At 52.4% G+C, this 17,606-nt stretch carries 17 protein-coding genes and 1 pseudogene; 7 read left to right on the top strand and 11 right to left on the bottom strand.

All coding sequences use genetic code 11. The annotated features are described in order from the left end of the window. Entirely contained in the window at positions 1-1,374 is a 1,374-nt protein-coding gene (gene dbpA / locus EXW94_RS04925) for an ATP-dependent RNA helicase DbpA (protein ID WP_174339634.1), read from the top strand. 41 nt (positions 1,375-1,415) lie between these two features. Here dbpA and ttcA read toward each other — a convergent pair whose 3' ends face one another. From ttcA to EXW94_RS04910, 3 genes and pseudogenes are all read right to left on the bottom strand, one after another. Continuing rightward, the gene (gene ttcA, locus EXW94_RS04920; protein ID WP_010431562.1) at positions 1,416-2,351 is read right to left on the bottom strand and encodes a tRNA 2-thiocytidine(32) synthetase TtcA; all 936 of its coding nucleotides are present in this window, start codon (positions 2,349-2,351) and stop codon (positions 1,416-1,418) included. Between the two features lie 29 nt (positions 2,352-2,380). Further along, a pseudogene (locus tag EXW94_RS04915) lies at positions 2,381-2,482 on the bottom strand (site-specific integrase); the annotation flags it as partial. Positions 2,483-2,623: 141 nt separating this feature from the next. After that, the gene (locus EXW94_RS04910; RefSeq protein ID WP_174339633.1) at positions 2,624-3,472 is read right to left on the bottom strand and encodes a benzoate transporter; all 849 of its coding nucleotides are present in this window, start codon (positions 3,470-3,472) and stop codon (positions 2,624-2,626) included. 277 nt (positions 3,473-3,749) lie between these two features. On the opposite strand from EXW94_RS04910, the gene EXW94_RS04905 reads away from it, so the two are divergent. Together EXW94_RS04905 and EXW94_RS04900 are read left to right on the top strand one after the other, a co-directional pair. Beyond that, complete coding sequence (locus EXW94_RS04905) at positions 3,750-4,085, top strand: DUF1294 domain-containing protein (RefSeq protein WP_174339632.1); 336 nt, start codon at positions 3,750-3,752, stop codon at positions 4,083-4,085. A gap of 75 nt (positions 4,086-4,160) precedes the next feature. Then, positions 4,161-4,358 (top strand): hypothetical protein, encoded by a 198-nt coding sequence (locus EXW94_RS04900; RefSeq protein ID WP_174339631.1) that lies wholly within the window; start codon positions 4,161-4,163, stop codon positions 4,356-4,358. 39 nt (positions 4,359-4,397) lie between these two features. On the opposite strand, the gene ompC is transcribed toward EXW94_RS04900, so the two are convergent. Further along, positions 4,398-5,507, bottom strand: coding sequence for a porin OmpC (gene ompC, locus EXW94_RS04895; protein WP_174339630.1), 1,110 nt, complete (start codon positions 5,505-5,507; stop codon positions 4,398-4,400). A gap of 389 nt (positions 5,508-5,896) precedes the next feature. Beyond that, the gene (gene nifJ, locus EXW94_RS04890) at positions 5,897-9,421 is read right to left on the bottom strand and encodes a pyruvate:ferredoxin (flavodoxin) oxidoreductase (RefSeq protein WP_174339629.1); all 3,525 of its coding nucleotides are present in this window, start codon (positions 9,419-9,421) and stop codon (positions 5,897-5,899) included. 270 nt (positions 9,422-9,691) lie between these two features. On the opposite strand from nifJ, the gene EXW94_RS04885 reads away from it, so the two are divergent. Next, positions 9,692-9,958 (top strand): DUF333 domain-containing protein, encoded by a 267-nt coding sequence (locus EXW94_RS04885; protein WP_174339628.1) that lies wholly within the window; start codon positions 9,692-9,694, stop codon positions 9,956-9,958. On the opposite strand, the gene hslJ is transcribed toward EXW94_RS04885, so the two are convergent. The 6 genes from hslJ to EXW94_RS04855 all read right to left on the bottom strand — a co-directional run bounded on the left by hslJ (position 9,959) and on the right by EXW94_RS04855 (position 14,046). After that, a complete protein-coding gene (gene hslJ / locus EXW94_RS04880; RefSeq protein WP_174339627.1) occupies positions 9,959-10,396 on the bottom strand; it encodes a heat shock protein HslJ in 438 nt (145 codons plus the stop codon). A gap of 127 nt (positions 10,397-10,523) precedes the next feature. Continuing rightward, positions 10,524-10,652 carry a DUF2474 domain-containing protein gene (locus EXW94_RS04875; protein ID WP_010431546.1) on the bottom strand — a complete coding sequence of 43 codons (129 nt, stop codon included), beginning with the start codon at positions 10,650-10,652 and terminating at the stop codon, positions 10,524-10,526. After that, positions 10,652-11,662, bottom strand: coding sequence for a cytochrome d ubiquinol oxidase subunit II (gene cydB / locus EXW94_RS04870; protein WP_174339626.1), 1,011 nt, complete (start codon positions 11,660-11,662; stop codon positions 10,652-10,654). Before cydB ends, EXW94_RS04875 begins: the two co-directional genes overlap by 1 nt. Continuing rightward, entirely contained in the window at positions 11,662-13,062 is a 1,401-nt protein-coding gene (locus EXW94_RS04865) for a cytochrome ubiquinol oxidase subunit I (RefSeq protein ID WP_174339625.1), read from the bottom strand. The genes cydB and EXW94_RS04865 overlap by 1 nt, the downstream gene beginning before the upstream one ends. Positions 13,063-13,180: 118 nt before the next feature. After that, the gene (locus EXW94_RS04860) at positions 13,181-13,678 is read right to left on the bottom strand and encodes a YbjP/YqhG family protein (RefSeq protein WP_174339624.1); all 498 of its coding nucleotides are present in this window, start codon (positions 13,676-13,678) and stop codon (positions 13,181-13,183) included. Continuing rightward, positions 13,678-14,046, bottom strand: a complete 369-nt coding sequence (locus tag EXW94_RS04855; RefSeq protein ID WP_108417362.1) for an NlpC/P60 family protein — start codon at positions 14,044-14,046, stop codon at positions 13,678-13,680. Before EXW94_RS04855 ends, EXW94_RS04860 begins: the two co-directional genes overlap by 1 nt. A 458-nt stretch (positions 14,047-14,504) precedes the next feature. Here EXW94_RS04855 and EXW94_RS04850 point away from each other — a divergent pair, with 458 nt between their 5' ends. The 3 genes from EXW94_RS04850 to ydcS all read left to right on the top strand — a co-directional run bounded on the left by EXW94_RS04850 (position 14,505) and on the right by ydcS (position 17,603). Next, entirely contained in the window at positions 14,505-14,693 is a 189-nt protein-coding gene (locus tag EXW94_RS04850) for a hypothetical protein (RefSeq protein WP_052302284.1), read from the top strand. An 82-nt stretch (positions 14,694-14,775) separates the two neighbouring features. Then, the gene (locus EXW94_RS04845; RefSeq protein ID WP_010431538.1) at positions 14,776-16,185 is read left to right on the top strand and encodes a PLP-dependent aminotransferase family protein; all 1,410 of its coding nucleotides are present in this window, start codon (positions 14,776-14,778) and stop codon (positions 16,183-16,185) included. A 272-nt stretch (positions 16,186-16,457) separates the two neighbouring features. Next, entirely contained in the window at positions 16,458-17,603 is a 1,146-nt protein-coding gene (gene ydcS, locus EXW94_RS04840) for a putative ABC transporter substrate-binding protein YdcS (RefSeq protein WP_089600118.1), read from the top strand. Positions 17,604-17,606: the final 3 nt, after the last annotated feature.

Here is a 17,606-nt window from a genome sequence, read left to right as displayed (position 1 = left end):
GTGACCGCTTTTTCTACCCTGAACGTTCTGCCTGCTGCCCAACTCGATAACCTTAACGAGTTGGGATACCTCACTATGACCCCTGTACAGGCGGCTGCGCTGCCGGCCATCCTGGAAGGCCGTGACGTACGCGTGCAGGCAAAAACCGGCAGTGGGAAAACGGCTGCATTTGGTCTCGGGCTGTTGCAGCATATTGATGTGGCGTTATTCCAGACGCAGTCGCTGATTCTGTGTCCGACCCGCGAGCTGGCGGACCAGGTCGCCGGAGAGTTGCGCCGTCTGGCACGTTTTCTGCCGAACACCAAAATTTTAACCCTCTGTGGCGGGCAACCTTTTGGCGCACAGCGTGATTCGCTGCAGCATGCGCCGCACATTATTGTTGCCACGCCAGGACGCCTGCTCGATCACCTGCAAAAAGGGACGGTTTCGCTTGATGCCCTGCAGACGCTGGTGATGGATGAAGCCGATCGTATGCTCGACATGGGCTTTAGCGATGCCATTGATGAGGTGATCCGCTTTGCGCCGCAGGATCGTCAGACGCTGTTGTTCTCCGCGACCTGGCCTGAAGCCATCGCGGCAATCAGTGGTCGTGTGCAGAAGAATCCGTTGACCATTGAAATTGATAGCGTTGACGCTCTGCCCGCCATCGAACAGCAGTTCTTTGAAACGTCGCAGCATGGCAAAATCTCGCTGCTGCAAAAGCTGCTGAGCCAGCATCAGCCTTTGTCCTGCGTGGTGTTTTGCAACACTAAAAAGGATTGTCAGTCGGTCTGCGATGCCCTGAATGCCGCAGGTCAAAGCGCACTGTCGCTGCATGGGGATTTGGAGCAGCGCGACCGCGATCAGACGCTGGTGCGTTTTGCTAACGGCAGTGCGCGCGTTTTAGTCGCGACCGACGTTGCCGCCCGCGGTCTGGACATTAAATCGCTCGAGCTGGTGGTTAACTTTGAACTGGCCTGGGATCCCGAGGTACACGTCCATCGTATTGGTCGTACCGCGCGCGCGGGCAACAGCGGTCTCGCCATCAGCTTCTGTGCGCCGGAAGAGGCGCAGCGCGCCAATATCCTTTCTGAAATGCTGCAGATTAAACTGAACTGGGTGAATGCCCCGGGCAATATCAGCATTGTCCCGCTGGAGGCTGAAATGGCGACGCTGTGTATCGACGGCGGCAAAAAAGCCAAGATGCGTCCGGGTGATGTGTTAGGGGCGCTGACCGGAGATATCGGTCTGGACGGGGCGGATATCGGAAAGATTGCGGTTCATCCGGCGCACGTTTACGTGGCAGTTCGCCAGTCGGTGGCGCATAAAGCCTGGAAGCAGCTGCAAAACGGTAAAATTAAAGGCAAAGCCTGCCGCGTTCGTCTGCTGAAGTAACGGAAAAAAGCGTCTCAGATATCTCTCTGAGACGCTTCGTTTTATTTCACTTCCAGCACATTCAAACGCAGTTCTTCTAACTGACTGTCATCTTCTTCCGGCTGCCAGCCCGCAGGCTGCATTGGGATCTCTTCCCGGTCAAACGCCAGATCGCCACCGTTAACCACTTCTGATTCGTGGTTTATGCCTTTGAAGTCGAATAACTCTACATCCGCGAGATGGGAAGGGACAACGTTCTGCATCGCGCTGAACATGGTTTCGATCCGACCCGGATAACGCTTGTCCCAGTCGCGCAGCATGTCACCAATCACCTGACGCTGCAGGTTCGGCTGCGATCCGCAGAGATTACATGGAATGATCGGAAAACCTTTAGCCTGAGAAAAACGCTCAATGTCTTTTTCACGGCAGTAGGCGAGGGGGCGGATGACAATGTGTTTGCCGTCATCGCTCATTAGCTTAGGTGGCATGCCTTTCATCTTGCCGCCGTAGAACATGTTCAGGAACAGCGTTTGCAGGATATCGTCGCGGTGATGTCCGAGCGCAATTTTGGTCGCGCCTAGCTCCGTCGCGGTACGGTAGAGGATCCCGCGGCGTAAGCGAGAGCACAGCGAGCAGGTTGTTTTCCCTTCCGGGATCTTCTCTTTAACAATGCCGTAGGTGTTTTCTTCGACGATTTTGTACTCAACACCCAGATTTTCAAGATACTCTGGCAAAATGTGCTCAGGGAAGCCTGGCTGTTTCTGGTCGAGATTCACCGCCACCAGGGAAAAATTCACCGGTGCGCTTTGCTGAAGATTACGCAAGATCTCCAGCATGGTGTAGCTGTCTTTACCCCCTGACAGACAAACCATGATGCGGTCGCCTTCTTCAATCATGTTGAAGTCCGCAATGGCTTCGCCCACGTTACGGCGCAAACGCTTTTGCAGCTTGTTCAGGTTGTATTGTTCTTTTTTGTTAACTTCTTGATTTTGTTGCATCTATTACTACCTTCGGAACCAGCAGGGTCGAAAGACGGGTTAGCGCTGGCAGATAAAAGCCAGCAGGCAAAAGTATGCCGCGTATGTTACGGATTCCGGCGGCGAATACCAGCATGTTTTAAAGCGGTGTTGGATTGATAAAGAGTAGTAGGCTTCCCGCGATGGCAACAGAGAGGGCGAGATCGATTCCTGCGATTATGGGAAAAAGAGAGTGCTTTATAGTAGGACAGAAACAGTAAAAGCACCCGGTATTATCTGGTCAAAACCGCTGATTAAATAATGAACTCTTTAAACTTCTCTTTATTATCGACTAAGTAAGCCGGAAACTCAGGGTTTTTAAGATCCTGCTTAACTAATTTTCTGTCTCGACCCCAGATGTCCTCTGCATTCGTAATCACTTTCATGATGTGTTCAGGATTATTGAATTCTGGCGTATCGTGTTCAGTATGAGAGATCGTAGACATCTTCTTTGAGATGCGTTCAGGCGACATAACCCATGAGAAGTGCCAACCCGCATTTTTTACAATCTTGTTTCTATATTTGAATGTCAGTCTTGACAAAAAGTCTTTGTAAATTTTAGTGGACTTAACGTTTCTAAAGTCAAACGCGTTTCCGCCAAAACGGTCTCTAAGATTACGTAACGTTGTCGCGCGCGGAAGTGTGCACAGGCGCGGAGAGCCATCTTTATTAAAGACTTGCAGGTTAAATTGATAGTTGAAGAAATTCATGTGAAAGGTCGTACATAATTTCTTCGGGTTAATTTGCTTAATGGCTTCAGGGGTGAAGATCTCATCGACATCGGAGATGATAATAATATCGTCGTCCTTAGCATCACGAAGTCCGCGCATTGTTGCGTTTCTGGTCGCTGCTTCGTTAGCCCAGGCATCATATTCCCCTTCGACGCCATTTTTCAGCTTAGGAAGTGAATCGTAAACAACGTAAATGATTTTATCTTTAAATTCAGGGAATTTGTCGATATTAAAATTGAGAGGCTTCGGAATTCCAGTAAATGAGTGAGTTGATTCTACAATCACAAACTTATCAATGACTTCGTTTAACGTATTGAGGCGAAGTTCAAGCAGCATATCTTCATCGTAGTATAAAAAACAATCATAAATCATTTTGGAATTCCTTTATCTTTTCGCCAGGTTGGTGCATTTATCCAGCATTTTTCACGTTCTTCTTTGTGTAATGCTACCTTAGAGGACTACAAAACTAAACAGATGGAGATAACTCGTCTCTCAGGATATATGCATTTTACAAAAATAGTTAAGAAAATCAATTTGATGGTGGGGATTGGAATGTTGGCAGAAATTGACATAGCATCAACCTGATACATTCACGTTATCGCGTATAATGCGGCATCTGAATACGCTCAACATTCCCGTGGTCACTGCTATGACGCTCAATCGTTTTTGTTATCTGCTTCTGTTTTCCGCTGCGACTGGCAGCTTTTTTACTTCGAATCCTCTTGTCATGTGGTTCGTGCTCATCAATGTGCTGACGATGGTGATATATGGCGCGGATAAAATGGCGGCGCGAAAGGGCATGCGCAGAGTCCCGGAAGCCACTTTGCTGGCGTTTGGGGTGACAGGGGGTTGGCCTGGCGCCATTCTGGGTCAACAACTTTTTCGCCATAAAACGCAAAAGCAGCCTTTCAAAACCTACTTTATGCTAAGTGTCATCCTGAGCATCGCAGCGATGGCGGCGGTTTATCACTTCTCTGCGTTATGAGCGGCGGTTGGCGTAACAAACACGCTTTTTACTGTATTCCTGCTACGCTTTTCTGTTGTACAAGGGAGCGCGATCATGAAGAACAAAAAAGAACAAACAGGATTGGTTGGGCTGGCGATTGGGGCCGCCGTTATTGGGCTGGTTTCGGCGCAGAAGCCGATCAACCGTGAAAGTATCGTTGACGAACTGGTTAGACTCGGCAGACAGAAGGGCGATGGCGTTGAAGACGAGGTGTTCGTCAAAGCCGCTGAGCTGGTCAGAAAAGGCTTATAGCGATGTTTTGAGCCCGCAGAAAGCTGCGGGCTCGTAGGATCAGAACTGGTAAACCAGGCCTAATGCAACAACATCGTCAGTGCTGATGCCGTTATTTTTGTAGAAGCTGTCGTCTTCGTCCAGCAGGTTGATTTTATAATCAACATAGGTGGACATGTTTTTGTTGAAATAGTAGGTGGCACCTACGTCAGCATATTTAACCAGGTCCTGATCGCCCTGACCGTTGCCCAGATCTTTACCTTTGGACTGCAGGTAAGAAATCGCCGGACGCAGACCAAAGTCGAACTGATATTGCGCGGTGACTTCAAAGTTCTGCGTTTTGTTTGCCACGTTAATTTCTTTATCACCGTATGGTGTCATATTGCGGGTTTCGGAATACATTGCCGCCAGATAGATATTGTTGGCATCGTATTTCAGGCCAGCAGTCCATGCATCTGCTTTATCGCCGCCTGCGGTCGTACGTGTCACCTGATCGTTGGTACGGTCAGAAGAGGCGTAAGCCGCACCTGCACTGATGCCCATGCCGAAATCATAGGTGGTAGAAATACCGAAACCGTCGCCGTTCTCATGACGCGTATCGCGACCGTTGTTGGTCCCTTCCTGATTGTTATTGCCGGATTCGTTTTTGCCCTGGTATTGCAGCGCAAAGTTCAGACCCTGCACCAGGCCGTAAAAATCGGTATTACGGTAGGTTGCCACGCCGTTTGCACGGCCGGTCATAAAGTTATCGGCGGAGGTGTATGAGTCGCCACCGAATTCTGGCAGCATATCTGTCCAGCCTTCCACGTCGTACAGCACACCGTAGTTACGGCCATAATCGAATGAACCGTAATCACCCACTTTCACACCCGCGAACGCCAGACGCGTCCAGGACTGGTTATCAGACCCTTCGGTGTTGTTTGCCTGAACGTTGTATTCCCACTGCGCGTAGCCGGTCATCAGGTTGTTGATTTGGGTTTCGCCTTTAAAGCCCAGACGCATATAGGTTTGATCGCCATCTTTTGACGCATCGTCAGAGAAGTAGTGGAGACCATCTACTTTTCCGTACAGATCTAATTTGTTGCCGTCTTTATTATAAATTTCTGCTGCATGTGCTGCGCCTGCCATTAACAGCGCAGGAATCATGAGGGCCAGTACTTTTCTTTGCATAGTGATATTCCTTTGCAATCATTTTTATTTAATTACCAGATGAACTTTCCACACAGGAAAGATGTCTCATGCTAAATCACTCCCAATGAGGAGTCGTAATTATATCTGTTACATTTTAAGTAAATACTCAACTAAATAATACCGTTGAAATCTTGATAGATTTCATGAATGTATTAACCGGAAATATACAAAACTAAAATTATTAATTGCGCGTGAGAAAAGGTAAGATCGCCGTCGTTATATGCCTTTAAGATTTCTTCATCCATAATTGATGTGAATATTATTTAGTTAACTAAATAGTCTTCTCTGATTCTCTGGATTAGCCCGGTGTGAATACATCGGGCTTTTTTTATGACAAATAAATGCCCGGACGAGCCGGGCGGGTAGAGTTATTCGCTGGTTGATTTATCCGCCTTCCCGGCCATCTGTGCCAGGAAGTCATAGCGTTTTTGCAGATCCGCGGCGGCATCTTTCCAGAGCTGTTCTGCTACTTCAGGCTGTTGCGCGTTGAGGCGGCGGAAGCGCTGCTCCTGCATAAGCGTCTCGGCAAGAGCGTCAGATGGCGGACGTGAATCCAGCGCCAGCGGCAGTTTGCCTTCATCCGCACGGCGTGGGTCGAACCGGTACAGCGGCCAGAAGCCGGTTGCTGTGAGCTGACGCATCTGATCGTGGCTGAGAGCCAGATCATAGCCGTGCTCCTCGCAAGGGCTGTAGGCAATGATCAGCGATGGGCCAGGGTAGGCTTCCGCTTCCTGAATCGCTTTCACGGTCTGATTAAGCTGTGCACCCAGTGAAATCTGCGCGACATAAACGTGGCCGTACATCATCATGCTGACGCCGAGATCTTTACGAGCTTTGCGTTTGCCGTGCTCACCAAATTTGGTGACGGCGCCTAACGGTGTCGCTTTAGACGCCTGACCGCCCGTGTTGGAATAACACTGCGTATCGAGCACCAGAATATTAACGTTTTCAGTCAGACTCAGTACATGGTCAAGCCCGCCGAAGCCAATGTCGTAGGCCCAGCCGTCGCCGCCGATCAGCCAGATAGATTTCTCAACCAGCGCATCAGCATCCGTCAACAATTGTTCCGTACCCTCAACGCCCTGCAGCGCGTTGCGCAGTTCAGCGACCTGCTCGCGCCGTACGTCAGGCGTGGCTTCCGAGTGAAGTGCATCATTCAGTTCTGCAGGGATTTTATCGGCAAACTGCTCCAGCAGACGCATCACGCGCGCGCGGTGCTGATCGACGGTCAGACGGAAGCCAAGACCAAACTCGGCGTTATCTTCAAACAGCGAGTTTGCCCATGCCGGGCCGCGACCGTTAGCGTCGGTAGTGTATGGCGTGGAAGGGAGGTTACCACCGTAAATAGACGAACAGCCGGTGGCATTAGCGATCAGCATTCTGTCGCCGTAAAGCTGCGTAAGCAGTTTGATATACGGTGTTTCTCCGCAGCCAGAGCAGGCACCCGAGTATTCGAACAGCGGAGTAATCAGCTGTGAGGTGCGAATATCAATACGTTCCAGCTTGCTGCGATCGATTTCCGGCAGGTTCAGGAAGAAGTCATAATTCACTTTCTCCTCTTCAACATGTTCCAGACGCGACATCATATTGATGGCTTTGATGTCCGGATTTTGACGATCTTTCGCCGGGCACACTTCGACGCACAGGTTACAGCCGGTACAGTCTTCAGGGGCGACCTGCAGAACGTATTTCTGTCCGCGCATGTCGCGTGATTTCACATCCAGCGAGTGCAGGCTGGCCGGTGCGGTTTCCATCTCTTCAGGAGAAACCACCTTGGCTCGGATGGCCGAGTGAGGGCAGGCCGCCACGCAGTGGTTGCACTGCGTACACAGCTCTTCTTTCCAGATCGGGATCGCTTCGGCGATGTTGCGTTTTTCCCAACGGGTGGTGCCCATTGGCCAGGTACCGTCCGGCGGCAGCGCCGAGACGGGCAGGGCATCGCCCAGACCGGCCAGCATCGCCGCCGTTACGGTTTTCACGAAATCCGGCGCCGCGTCGGACACCACCGGAGGACGATTCGGGCTGGCTCCGTTCACCTGCTGCAGCGGTACCTCAAACAGCGATTCGCGAGCCAGCGCCAGCGCCTGCCAGTTGCGCTCGACGAGCTCCTGGCCTTTACTGCTGTAGCTTTTGGCTATCGCACCCTGCAGCTCTATTAGCGCACTGTCGCCCGGCAGGATGTTGGTCAGATGGAAGAAGGCCATCTGCATCACGGTGTTGATACGTGCCGCCAGGCCACATTCGCGGGCAATTTTGGCGGCGTTAATCACAAAGAGGCGGGCTTTTTTCTGGTTCAGCACCGCCTGCACTTCCTGCGGCAGCCGCGCCCAGACTTCATCAACGCTGTACGGAGTGTTAATCAGGAAAATACCGCCAGGTTTCAGGCGCTCCGCCATCTGGTATTTGTCGATAAACTGCAGCTGGTGGCAGCCTACAAAATCTGCCTGAGAAATAAGGTAAGCCGAGCGAATAGGGTGTTCGCTGACGCGCAGGTGGGAAACGGTCAGCCCGCCCGCTTTTTTGGAGTCATAGACGAAATAGCCCTGGGCATACCACGGCGTCGAATTGCCGATGATTTTGATGTTGTTTTTGGTTGCTGAGACACTACCGTCGCTGCCCAGACCATAGAACAGCGCCTCGAGTTTGGCGGTCGAGGGCAGGGTGTTTTCCGGCAACGACAGGGACAGGTTAGTCACATCATCATAAATGCCGACCGTAAAGCGCGGTTTTGGCTTCGCTGCATTCAGTTCGTTAAAGACTGCCAGCACGCAGTCCGGGCCAAACTCTTTGGATGACAAGCCATAGCGCCCGCCAATAACGCGCGGCAGCATTTCGCGTTCGCCGCTATTAAACGCTTCCGCCAGGGCCGTCATCACGTCCAGATAGAGCGGTTCCGCGTGCGCACCCGGTTCTTTGGTACGGTCAAGAACGGCAACGGATCGCGCGCTTTCCGGAAGCGCTGAGAGCAAATGTTTAGCTGAGAACGGACGATAAAGCCGTACTTTCAGCACGCCGACCTTTTCGCCGCGCGTCAGCAGTTCATCCACCACTTCTTCACAGGTGCCGATGGCTGAGCCCATCAGTACAATTACGCGTTCCGCCTGCGGATGGCCATAATATTCGAACGGTTTGTACTCCCGTCCGGTGGCGGTGGCGAACGCATTCATCGCCTGTTCAACATGGTCGTAAACCGCGTCGTACCACGGGTTGGTCGCTTCGCGAGACTGGAAATAGGTATCCGGGTTTGCAGAGGTTCCGCGAATCACAGGATGTTCCGGATTGAGGGCGCGAGCACGGTGCGCATCGATCTCAGCCTGTGGCAGAAGATTGAGGATCGTATCGTCAGCCAGCGGAACGATTTTGTTGATTTCGTGAGATGTGCGGAACCCATCAAAGAAATGAATAAACGGCACGCGGCTTTTCAGCGTCGCGATATGCGAAATCAGCGCGAAGTCCTGTGCCTCCTGGACGCTGCTGGCGCACAGCATGGCGCAGCCCGTTTGACGGACCGCCATCACGTCTGAGTGATCGCCAAAGATGGAGAGGGCGTGAGTGGCGACCGTACGGGCAGCGACATGCAGCACAAATGGCGTCAACTGTCCGGCTAATTTGTATAACGTCGGGATCATCAGCAGCAATCCCTGAGAGGAGGTAAACGACGTGGACAAGGCGCCTGTCTGAAGCGCACCGTGCACCGCGGCAATCGCGCCCGCTTCGGACTGCATTTCAACCACGCGTGGGACATCCCCCCAGACGTTTTTTACCCCGTTTCCGGCCCAGGCATCCGCCTGTTCAGCCATCGTGGAACTTGGCGTAATCGGGTAGATGGCGATAACTTCGCTGGTACGGAACGCAACTGACGCGACTGCACCATTACCGTCAATAGTTTGCATAAGACGACACCCTTACATTGCGCAAAAAGAGGGGCCTGTATAACGGCAACAAGCCCTGATAATTATTCTTTTATTTTAGCAAAGCTCAGGTTTTGCGATTTTCGCTTTTGTGTCCTCGATATTCCCGGCATCAATGAGTAGATCAAACTTTTGCCGGAAAAATTGCGAGAAATTGTTTCCGGAGCGCATAAATACGCACATCCACTCTCGACGATGCGGCGCCGCGTGCCTATTATGCATAGGTTTGTCATTATTCATGGGGGAGAGAACATGCGTTCAGCGTTTTGGGTAGGGTGTGCCGCGTTATTGTTGTCGGCATGTAGTAGTGAACCTGTTCAGCAGGCAACGGCGGCGCACGTTACGCCAGGTATGAGGGCTGCGATGTCAAGTTCCGGCCAGGCCAACTGCGCGATGATTGGGGGTTCGTTATCGGTTGCTCGCCAGCTCGATGGGTCTGCGATTGGTATGTGCGCGTTGCCAAATGGCAAGCGCTGCAGTGAACAGTCGCTTGCCGCGGGATCTTGCGGTAACTACTGATTACTCAACGCGTTTAAACATCAGCGTTTTTTCGGCTGTCGCCAGCGTTAACTGGTCTTCAGTCAGGTCGACCTGTGCGCCCTTGCGCAGCACGTCGCCGATGGCCTGATCCAGTTCGTTAAGCTGTGGGTCAGTGCACAGTTTCCGGGTCATCGCCAGCGTTTTGACGGTGAGCGCGCCTTCGGACAATTTCCCCTGTCCGTTATAGCTGTTACACATCACGCCTGAGACATTGATGTTTTTAATCAGGCTGATATCTGACAGCGCGCTAAAGCTTATTTCAGGCTGCGTTGCCGTTTTGGTGATGGCTTTACCATCGACGTTTTCCAGCACAAAACGGTGGTTTTGAAGCTGCTCCGGCTGAACGGACGCTTTACCCGGGTTAACGCAGCCCGCCAGGGCCAGGCTCAGAAAAGTTACTGCAACGAGCTTTTTCATTTTTCTTCTCTAAATATCAATGCTGTGAATCTATTCCAAGTGTAACCATACGCCCGCGCGAGTTAATGGGGTTTATCTGAAAGTGCGAGAAGAGGCCGGGCAACAGTGCGGTGCCCGGCACAGGGTGTTAGTGAGATTTAAATCCCGCCGCCGCCATCAGCATGCGGAAGAACATACTTACGGCGGCCAGCGCCAGGACGCTACCGCCCCAGATGATGACCAGCCACATCAGACGTTTCCAGACAGGTTGTTGCATCAGTGATAACCCTCCCCATGCTGTACTTTTCCGCGAAATACGTAGTAGCTCCAGAAGGTGTAGACCAGAATGATGGGAATGATCAATAGTGCGCCCACTAACATAAAGCCCTGACTCTGCGGTGGTGCAGCGGCCTGCCATAAGGTGATAGACGGCGGGATGATGTGCGGCCAGATGCTGATCCCAAGACCGCTGAATCCGAGGAAAATCAACCCCAGCGTCAGCACAAACGGCAGATTATGGCTATCAGGATCCTTCAGGCTTCGCCACTGCCACAGGCTCAGGATCGCCACCAGCACCGGGACGGGCAGCAGATAAAACAGATTCGGCAGCGTAAACCAGCGCGCGGCGATAGCCGGTTGCGCCAAAGGCGTCCAGATACTGATTGCCGCAATGAATAGCAGAAGGACGATTAACAGCGTTTTTGAAACCTCACGCATCCGCTGTTGCAGGGCATTTTCGCTTTTCATCACCAGCCATGTTGAGCCTAACAGGGCATAGGCGATGACCAGACCTGCGCCACAGAACAGGTTAAAGGCAGTGAACCAGTCAAAGGGTCCGCCGCTGTACGCGCGTCCGGTAACGGAGAAACCGTTAATCACAGCGCCGACCGTCACGCCCTGGGTGAACGTTGCCAGAATCGAGCCGCCAATAAAGGCTTTATCCCAGAACGGACGGTGTACCGGTGTGGCTTTGAAGCGAAACTCAAACGCCACGCCCCGGAAAATAAGTCCGATCAGCATTAATGTCAGCGGAATGGTCAGCGCGTCGATGATGACCGCGTAAGCCAACGGAAAGGCACCAAACAAGGCCGCGCCGCCAAGCACCAGCCAGGTTTCGTTCCCGTCCCACACCGGCGCAACACTGTTGACCATCACATCGCGATCGTCGCCGTTCTGCGTCGCGGGGAACAGGATGCCAATTCCCAGATCAAATCCATCCATCACGATGTACATTAACGTGGCGAATACGATGATCACAAACCAGATAAGGGAGAGATCGATTCCCATTATGGCTTCTCCTTACGTTCAGTGATAACGGCGGAAAGGGGACGAGCGGGTCGACCATCAGCTTCAGTGGCAAATGACTCATGAGGCTGAGGACCTTTTTTGATCAGGCGTACCATATAGCTATAACCCACGCCAAACACCGAGGTATAAACCACGAAGAAGGCCAGCAGGCTGACGCTCATATGCAGATCGCCGTGCGCGGAAACCGCATCTTTCGTGCGCTGCAGTCCATAGACCACCCACGGCTGGCGGCCCACTTCCGTGGTAACCCATCCGGCAAGGATGGCAATCAATCCGGATGGCCCCATAAACAGGGCAAACCACAGGAAGGGACGAGAGGTATACAGCCGTTTTTTGTAGCGCAGCCAGACCGCAGCCACTCCCAGCAGCAGCATCAACATGCCCAGGCCTGCCATGATGCGGAACGACCAGAAGACGATGGTGGAGTTTGGCCGGTCTTCTTTCGGAAACTCCTTGAGCGCGGGAACCTGTTTTTCCAGACTGTGGGTCAGGATCAGGCTGCCCAGCGCCGGGATCGCCAGCCCAAAGCGGGTGCGCTCCTGCTCCATGTCCGGCCAGCCGAACAGCAGCAGCGGCGTCGGTTCACCCGGCGGGTTTTCCCAGTGGCCTTCAATGGCGGCAATTTTGGCGGGCTGGTATTTTAAGGTGTTCAGCCCGTGCATATCACCCACCATCGCCTGTATGGGGGCCACAATCAGGGTCATCCATAATGCCATGGAGAACATGGCGCGAATGGCAGGCGTCCTGTTACCGCGCAGCAGGTGCCAGGCGGCAGATGCACCAACAAACAGCGCGCTACTGAGGAAGGCGGCTATCGACATATGCAGCAGGCGGTACGGGAAAGAGGGGTTAAATACCACGGCAAACCAGTCTACCGGTACGACCTGACCGTTGACGATCTCATAGCCTTGCGGGGTCTGCATCCAGCTGTTGGAGGAGAGGATCCAGAAGGTCGATATAATCGTCCCCAGCGCCACCATACAGGTTGCAAAGAAGTGCAGACCCGGACCGACTTTGTTCCAGCCAAACAGCATCACGCCAAGGAAACCGGCCTCAAGGAAGAAAGCGGTGAGCACTTCATAGGTCAGCAGCGGGCCGGTAATACTGCCCGCAAACTGTGAAAATCCACTCCAGTTAGTGCCAAACTGGTAGGCCATGACCAGCCCGGAGACCACACCCATACCAAAGTTAACGGCGAAGATCTTCGACCAGAAATGGTACAGCGAGCGCCAGACGGGATTTTTTGTTTTGAGCCACAGCCCTTCGAGTACAGCAAGATAGCTTGCCAGGCCGATGGTGATTGCCGGGAAAATAATGTGAAAGGATACGGTAAAGGCAAACTGTATCCGCGCAAGGTGAAAAGCATCCAAACCAAACATGCAAAACTCCGCGATGTAATTATGTCGATGCCATTCTAAGCCGCGCCAGCGCTGGGTTGCAGAAACAGACCTGGCTTAATTACCCATAACAGTTTGCCTTGCGTATAACCTGATGTGCTTAAAGCCCACTTTCAGCAGCCAACCTCGCCCGGGCAATTGCTCCAGCATTAAATATCGGATGCTCGTAGTTATCGGTGACATCACGGACTCTGTATATTTTCCATGTGCCCGATTCCCAGCGGGCGAATACCTCAAGTTCTATTTTTTCTCCATTTTCTACGCCAATCCACACGGGCAAAACTTCACCCCCCATGAAAGTCGTAGCGGGGCCGACGGTTAGCGCAGGTACCCATGCTGGATCATAATCTTGTGCGTAAGCGAAGTAATCAGACTCCAGCAAATCTTGCTCGGGTATTGATTCTATTTGCTCAATTCTCGAGAGCGTATCGGCAGAGACATACTCCCGCAGATCAGCGTTCGAGAATTCTCTTTCGCTGCTGGTCAAAGACATGAGATAGAGTGAATAGAATGAACGCACCCGGGTCGTCACGCCACTATCGTGCTTAACAGAGCAAGCAGAAAGCCAGCATGCGCATAATACAATTGCGATTCGCATCAGTTCATCCTGTAGATTTTGTAAGCCGGGTGAGAAGCACGATAACCCGGCCCCGGATACATACTGCTCTGGCGGAAATCGGAAATCCATTGTGTTCCATCATACATAGTCATGTGGCCGCTGGCGCTTCCTCCCGGGTAAGGCTGGATCACTGCGACATCACCACTTCGCAACACAGAACCCGAGGGAACTTCACGAAACCCCGCGCGAAGTAAAGAGGGTCCATAGTCTTTTGCGTTTCGTGTTCTCTCCAGCCGTATACCGCCAGCTTCTATAGCTTCCCGCGTAAATGTCGCACATTCGTGATGCGAGTGGCCGAGAGCGCGTGACCGAAGATGTGAAAGAGCAACGTCTTTATTCCAACTCATTCTTAGTTCCTTTATGCAAAGTTAGAACGAAATTCCTACGTGATGAGGATACCTATCAGGTTCTTTACCCTATTTTTAATACGCCCTGGCTTGGGAGAGAGGTAGGCAAAAGATGTTATATAAAATATCTATATTTCATGTGGTTATGCTGTGGTGTGTAGGAGGTGCCCACCCCAATATTTGAATCCGTAATGTGCAAAGACGGAATAAAAACCATTTTTTTATGAATTTTCCGCATTAAACCGCTTGCCTTGTCGTCTGCGTCGTGCGTTAATGGTCTTCTGGTTTTGAGTCCAAATAAATATCTGACGTAGTTTTATAAAGCAGTTCTCATCACGTTGTGCCTCTCCGCAGCCTCTCTTGGGTCTTTATCTACTTTCCGATTAGTTTTGTTTAAAACCATTATTGCCTGATCGGCTCATGAGTAATTTACGTTTTTACGTTTACAGGAGAATCCTATGACTTCTTATATCCATTTTCGCTGCCCATGCTGTCATGGCTCGCAGTACCGTACTTCAGTTTTTGATGTGTCTGAGAAAAATCCTCACGGCGCGAAATGCATTTTTTGCAAATCGTCGATGGTTACGCTCGATCACCTGGCCGCAGCACGTTCTGCCCAGAGCCATATCACTGAGTACCGCAAGTAATTAACAACGCTTTCCATAACAGTTAGCAAAATCTTCTCTTTTTCTCCTGCTGATATACACTGTCGGCAATAAGGAGAATCTGATGAAAAAATACCAGCGTCTGGCGCAACAAATTATCTCGCAGATTGAGCTTGGCGTATGGCTGCCGGGCGATAAGCTGCCTTCGCTGCGAGAGCAGGTGGCGAGCAGCGGCATGAGTTTTATGACCGTGGGCCACGCGTATCAGATGCTGGAAAGCCAGGGGCGCATTGTCGCCAGACCGCAATCGGGCTATTACGTTGCCTCGCGCCCGACTGCGCAACAGCCTGCTCCTCCGGCTCAGGTGATGCGCGATGAAGTGGTCGACATCAACACCTATATCTTCGACGTGCTGCAGGCCAGCCGCGATCCCTCCGTCGTCCCGTTTGCTTCCGCATTTCCCGATCCGCGGCTCTTTCCGCTTCAGCAGCTTAACCGCTCGCTGGCGAACGTCAGTAAAACCGCCACCGCGATGAGCGTGATTGAAAACCTGCCGCCGGGTAACGTCGATCTACGCCACGCCATTGCCCGCCGCTACGCGCAGCAGGGGATGAACATCTCACCTGAAGAGATTGTCATTACCGCAGGCGCGCTTGAGGCGCTGAACCTTAGCCTGCAGGCCGTCACCGAACCCGGTGACTGGGTGATCGTTGAAAATCCCTGTTTTTATGGTGCTCTCCAGGCGCTTGAACGCCTGAAGCTGAAGGCGCTATCGATAGCGACCGACGTGCGCGAGGGGATCGACCTGAATGCCCTTGAACAGGCCCTGAATGATTATCCGGTAAAAGCCTGCTGGCTAATGACCAACAGTCAAAACCCGCTTGGCTTCACGCTGAGTGCGGAGAAAAAGGCGCTGCTGGTGGCGCTGCTAACGAAGCATAACGTCACCCTGATTGAGGACGACGTCTACAGCGAACTCTATTTTGGCCGTGAAAAACCGCTTCCGGCCAAGGCCTGGGACAGGCAGGACATGACGCTGCACTGCTCCTCATTTTCAAAATGTCTGGTGGCCGGTTTTCGCATCGGATGGGTCGCGGCGGGAAAGCATGCGCGCCGCATTCAGCAACTGCAGCTCATGAGCACCTTATCAACCAGCTCACCCATGCAGCTGGCGCTGGTGGATTATCTGGCGACAAAACGGTATGACGCCCATCTTCGCCGCCTGCGACGCACGCTGGCCGAGCGCAAACAGCAGGGGTGGCAGTCGCTTTTGCGCCATATGCCTGCTGGCGTCAAAATCCATCACAACGACAGCGGCTATTTTTTATGGCTGGAGCTTCCGGCGCAGCTGGATGCCGGGCTGCTGAGCGAGAAAGCGTTAGTCCACCACATCAGCATCGCGCCAGGTAAGATGTTTTCAACGTCAGACAGCTGGACACCGTTTTTCCGGTTTAATACCTCCTGGGCGTGGGGTGAACGGGAAGAACAGGCTGTTATTCAGTTGGGAAAATTAATTAGCGAGATGCTGGAATAAATCGCGTAGTCGGCTTTTAAATAATCCTTCCTTATCTTTATGACGGCGCTGCGAATATCCCTCAGCGCCGCATCATAGGAAATCTGCATACTCCCTTCCTCTGCTAACTCCTTGTCTATAATCCAGTTAACGGGGAATGCGCCCTCGGTCACACCTTGATGAAATTTCCTTTAGCCGAAAGGTGCGGCGCATTTGCGCGGTCTACGTTTAATTAAGGAGATATTTTTACGGCAAGGCTGCCGCTAAATTTCATTGCGACTGGAGTATATCTAATGAGCAAAAATTTTGCCCGCAGCAGCCTGTATGCGCTTGGCATGACAATCATGACCGCGCAAGCCGCCGAACCGCCGAAGGCCATCGGTAACGGGGAAGGACGACTGGATATTATTGCCTGGCCGGGGTACATCGAACGCGGTCAGACGGATAAAAATTATGACTGGGTGACCCAGTTTGAAAAAGAGACCGGGTGTACCGTTAACGTCAAAACGGCGGCCACATCCGACGAGATGGTCAGCCTGATGGCGAAAGGGGGATATGACCTGGTCACGGCCTCCGGTGACGCCTCGCTGCGCCTGATCATGGGGAAACGCGTTCAGCCGATTAACCCCGATCTCATCCCCAACTGGAAAACCCTCGACGCACGGATTGTGAAAGGGGAATGGTTTAACGTTGACGGCAAAGTCTACGGCACGCCGTATCAGTGGGGGCCAAACCTGCTGATGTACAACACCAAAACTTTCCCGACGCCGCCGGACAGCTGGAGCGTGGTATTCACCAAACAGAATTTGCCTGACGGTAAAACCAACCAGGGACGCGTGCAGGCGTACGACGGCCCGATTTATATCGCCGATGCCGCGCTGTTCGTCAAAGCCACTCAACCGCAGTTAGGTATTAAAGACCCGTACCAGCTCACCGAAGAGCAGTACGCCGCTGTGCTCAAGGTGCTACGCGATCAGCACGCGCTTATCCACCGCTACTGGCATGACACCACCGTTCAGATGAGCGACTTTAAAAATGAAGGCGTGGTGGCCTCCAGCGCCTGGCCATATCAGGCGAATGCCCTGAAGGCAGAGAACCAGCCCGTTGCCACCGTCTTCCCGAAAGAAGGGGTGACCGGCTGGGCGGACACCACCATGCTGCACGCGCAGGCAAAACACCCAATGTGCGCCTACAAATGGATGAACTGGTCGCTGACGCCAAAAGTTCAGGGCGATCTGGCGGCCTGGTTTGGCTCGCTGCCGGTGGTCGCGGAAGGCTGTAAAGCCAGCACGCTGCTCGGTGATAAAGGCTGCGAAACCAACGGTTATAACGAGTTCGAAAAAATCATGTTCTGGAAAACGCCGATTGCGGAAGGGGGGAAATTTGTCCCTTACAGCCGCTGGACGCAGGATTACATTGCCATCATGGGCGGTCGTTGAACG

Source organism: Enterobacter sp. JMULE2 (genome assembly GCF_013337145.1).
Lineage (GTDB): Bacteria > Pseudomonadota > Gammaproteobacteria > Enterobacterales > Enterobacteriaceae > Enterobacter > Enterobacter mori.
The sequence above is the reverse complement of the archived record's forward strand: the minus strand, read 5'-3'. Positions and strand labels throughout refer to the sequence as shown.

Coding starts and splice junctions, on each gene's coding strand:
- ttcA (WP_010431562.1), bottom strand. CDS start 2,351: ATGCAACAAAATCAAGAAGTTAACAAAAAAGAACAATACAACCTGAAC.
- EXW94_RS04910 (WP_174339633.1), bottom strand. CDS start 3,472: ATGATTTATGATTGTTTTTTATACTACGATGAAGATATGCTGCTTGAA.
- EXW94_RS04905 (WP_174339632.1), top strand. CDS start 3,750: ATGACGCTCAATCGTTTTTGTTATCTGCTTCTGTTTTCCGCTGCGACT.
- EXW94_RS04900 (WP_174339631.1), top strand. CDS start 4,161: ATGAAGAACAAAAAAGAACAAACAGGATTGGTTGGGCTGGCGATTGGG.
- ompC (WP_174339630.1), bottom strand. CDS start 5,507: ATGCAAAGAAAAGTACTGGCCCTCATGATTCCTGCGCTGTTAATGGCA.
- nifJ (WP_174339629.1), bottom strand. CDS start 9,421: ATGCAAACTATTGACGGTAATGGTGCAGTCGCGTCAGTTGCGTTCCGT.
- EXW94_RS04885 (WP_174339628.1), top strand. CDS start 9,692: ATGCGTTCAGCGTTTTGGGTAGGGTGTGCCGCGTTATTGTTGTCGGCA.
- hslJ (WP_174339627.1), bottom strand. CDS start 10,396: ATGAAAAAGCTCGTTGCAGTAACTTTTCTGAGCCTGGCCCTGGCGGGC.
- EXW94_RS04875 (WP_010431546.1), bottom strand. CDS start 10,652: ATGCAACAACCTGTCTGGAAACGTCTGATGTGGCTGGTCATCATCTGG.
- cydB (WP_174339626.1), bottom strand. CDS start 11,662: ATGGGAATCGATCTCTCCCTTATCTGGTTTGTGATCATCGTATTCGCC.
- EXW94_RS04865 (WP_174339625.1), bottom strand. CDS start 13,062: ATGTTTGGTTTGGATGCTTTTCACCTTGCGCGGATACAGTTTGCCTTT.
- EXW94_RS04860 (WP_174339624.1), bottom strand. CDS start 13,678: ATGCGAATCGCAATTGTATTATGCGCATGCTGGCTTTCTGCTTGCTCT.
- EXW94_RS04855 (WP_108417362.1), bottom strand. CDS start 14,046: ATGAGTTGGAATAAAGACGTTGCTCTTTCACATCTTCGGTCACGCGCT.
- EXW94_RS04850 (WP_052302284.1), top strand. CDS start 14,505: ATGACTTCTTATATCCATTTTCGCTGCCCATGCTGTCATGGCTCGCAG.
- EXW94_RS04845 (WP_010431538.1), top strand. CDS start 14,776: ATGAAAAAATACCAGCGTCTGGCGCAACAAATTATCTCGCAGATTGAG.
- ydcS (WP_089600118.1), top strand. CDS start 16,458: ATGAGCAAAAATTTTGCCCGCAGCAGCCTGTATGCGCTTGGCATGACA.